The organism is Natrinema soli (assembly GCF_028618695.1).
The window spans coordinates 1-2947 of sequence record NZ_JAQIVI010000463.1; the positions used below are offsets into that span (position 1 = coordinate 1).

Here is a 2947-nt window from a genome sequence, read left to right on the forward strand (position 1 = left end):
GACGCGGGACGCCCTCGTGAACCTGCTGGACGTCTACGCGACGGTGCTCGACCTCGCCGGAATCGAGTCCGACCACCGCCGCGGCGTTTCGTTCCGGCCGCTGCTCTCGAGCGACCCGATCGCGAGGGAGCCCCGGGTGAACGCGCTGCTCGAGTACCACGGCATCTCGAAGCGCCGAGCGCTCGCGCTCGAGGAGGACGGCTACGACACCGCTCCCGTCGACCGCGACCGCTACGGCATCGCGACGGCCGACTGCTACTACTTCGAGGGCCCGTTCGGGACCGAACTGCTCGGTGACTGCGACCCGGCGGTCCTCGAGTCGGAACTCGAGGGACTGATCGCCGACCTGGAGACGCGGGACGGCCTCGGCGAGGCGGATCTCTCCGGGCTTGAATCGCAGCTCGAGGATCTGGGGTACCTGTGACTGCCGTCTCAGTACAGCCATGAGCGACGCGACATCGGTCAGCCTCGGGGGCGAGACGATCAAGGCGACGGCCGCGAAGTTCGCGATGGCCGCGATCGGGTTCCTCGGAACGATCGTCTTCGCTCGAGCGCTCGGGCCGACCGGGTTCGGCGGCTACTACCTCCTCTTTTCGCTGGTGAAGATCGCCGATCGAGCGGTCAACGGGTGGGGAACGGCGGTCAAAAAGCGGTATTCGGAGGCCGACGCCCCGTCGGGGGAGCTGATCGGCAGCCAGGGGCTGTTCACGCTGGTGTGGACGGGGCTGGCCATCGCAGCCGCCGCCGTCGCCTCGAGCTGGCTCGTCTCCTACACGGGCCTCCCCGAAGCGCCGGTCCTGTTCGTCCTCTTGCTGTTCGCGGTCACGCTCTTCGAACCGCTCGATCTGATCGTGCAGGCGCGCGGCCGAGTCGGGGCCTCGATGTGGACCGATACGCTCCGGTCGCTGCTCACCTTCCCGCTCCAGCTGGGCCTGATCGTCCTCGGGTTCGGCGCTGCGGGCATGGCCTACGGCCTGGCCGCGGCGACGTTCCTGACGGTGCCGGTCCTCTGGTACTACATCCGGACGCGGCCGGTCGCGCCGAGCCGGGAGACGGTTTCGAACCTCTGGTCGTACGCCAGATACAGCATTCCGAACTCGCTTCTCGGACAGGCCTACGATCGGTTCGACATCATCCTGCTGGGCTACCTGCTCGCGCCCGCCGCTGCCGGACGGTACGAGGTCGCGCTCAAGCTCACGGTGCCGGCGACGTTCGTGACGATGGCCGCCTCGAGCGGACTGATGGCTCGCGTGAGCCACCGCCACAGCAAGGATGAGGAGCTCGGGACGGACATCTCGAACACGCTCTCGTTTACGAGCATTTTCGCGATTCCGATGTTCTTCGGTGCCGTCGCGATGCCGGAGCAGCTCGTGGTGACGTTCTTCGGTCCCGACTACGCCGCGGCCGCGGGGCTCCTCGTCGGACTCGCGGCGTATCAGATCGCGAAGACCCAGGCCGGCGTGCTCACGAGCGTGATCTACGGGATCGACCGCCCGGACATCAACACGCGCGTCTCGGCCCTGACGCTGGCGATCAACATCGTCCTCGGCGTCGCGCTGACGCTCGCCTACGGCGCGATCGGCGTCGTGGTCGCGACGGCCGTCGCCGAGACGCTCCGATACGTCCTCTCGGCCGTCGTCGTCAAACGGGAACTCTCGTCGGTCGTCCTGTTTCCCCGGACGCTCGGCGAGCAGTTCGCGGCCGGCGCGGTGATGTTCGTCGTCGTCGTCGCCGCCGAGCGCGCCGTCGCCGTCGACCAGTGGTATCACCTCCTCGCGATCGTCGCACTGGGTGCGGTCGTCTACGGGACGGTGCTACTGGCGATCAGCGAAAAACTCCGCGTCACGATCGTCGGCATCCTTCGGGGGTCGCGACTCGAGCGGTGGCTTCCGGGATCGTGGTTAGAGCACGGTGTGATGGACTGACCGCGGGCCGGGGCCGTTAGTCGCCGGTGACCGGATCTCGCTCCCAGAACTCGCTGTCCTTCTGCAGCTTCGGGACCCACGTGTCCGAGGTCTGCGAGAGCAGCGCGACGCGGGAGGCCGGCACTCCCATGACCTCGTCGAATCCGGGCATGTACTCCCGTACGTCCTCGGCGAACTCGACGACTTCCTCGTGCTCCGGCATCGCGGAGCGATCGAGTCGGCCTCTCGAGTGGCCGACGTGCATGTACGCCTTCAGCTCGATGAAGTCGGGGTCGGCCTGCTGGTAGAAGCCGGCGTACCAGTCGGGATTCCGCATGTTCTCTCCCTTGACGAGCGTCGTCCGGAGCACGGTCCGGGTTTCGTCCTTGTCCGCGAGGACGTCCATCGTCTCGAGGAGCTTCTCCCAGGCGTCGTCCTCCATTGCGCCGACGACCTGGTCGAAGGTGTGGCGTTCGGGGGCGTCGACGCTGACGTACAGTTGCGTGGGATCGCAGTCCCGAAGCATCTCGGGGCGGGTGCCGTTCGAGACGAGGAAGGTCGTGATGTCGCGGTCGTGGAAGGCCTCGATGAGTTCGGGGAGGTAGGGGTACAGCGTCGGTTCGCCGTCCAGCGAGATGGCGACGTGGCGCGGCTCCATCGCCTGGTCGAACACCTCTCGAGGGACCTCCTCGTTGCCGCCGAAGCCCGAGAGCAGCTTCTTCTGGAGTGTGATCGAGGCGTCGACGACTTCCTCGGGGTCGTCCCACTGAACGTCGTCCATCTCGTAGGAGTGGCCCTTGTGGTCGCGCCAGCAGAAGACGCAGCGCTCGTTACACCGGACGACCGGCGTCATCTGGATGCAGCGGTGGGACTCGATGCCGTAGAAGATGTTCTTGTAACACTTCCCCTCGCCGCGCAGGGCGTTCGCCGTCCAGCCGCAGGTCTGGGCGGCCGTGTGATTCTCGCTGTGGTAGTCCGGGCTCGAGACCTGTGCCGGCCCGCCGTCGTCGCCGTCGCCGCTGTCGGCGTCGGCGCCCGCTCCG

Annotated in this window: 2 protein-coding genes and 1 pseudogene; 2 read left to right on the top strand and 1 reads right to left on the bottom strand. The window is 67.3% G+C overall.

What is annotated here, in order from left to right:
- Both PGX04_RS24120 and PGX04_RS24125 read left to right on the top strand, forming a co-directional pair.
- Positions 1-424, top strand: a pseudogene (locus PGX04_RS24120) (sulfatase-like hydrolase/transferase); the annotation flags it as partial.
- 19 nt (positions 425-443) lie between these two features.
- The gene (locus PGX04_RS24125; protein ID WP_273740830.1) at positions 444-1925 is read left to right on the top strand and encodes an oligosaccharide flippase family protein; all 1482 of its coding nucleotides are present in this window, start codon (positions 444-446) and stop codon (positions 1923-1925) included.
- A 16-nt stretch (positions 1926-1941) separates the two neighbouring features.
- On the opposite strand, the gene twy1 is transcribed toward PGX04_RS24125, so the two are convergent.
- Positions 1942-2947 (bottom strand): 4-demethylwyosine synthase TYW1 (gene twy1, locus PGX04_RS24130; protein ID WP_273740831.1); only part of this gene is annotated, 1006 nt, incomplete at its 5' end.

Bases quoted from the DNA above. Each gene is read 5' to 3' on its own strand.
- PGX04_RS24125 (WP_273740830.1), top strand. From the start codon at position 444: ATGAGCGACGCGACATCGGTCAGCCTCGGGGGCGAGACGATCAAGGCG.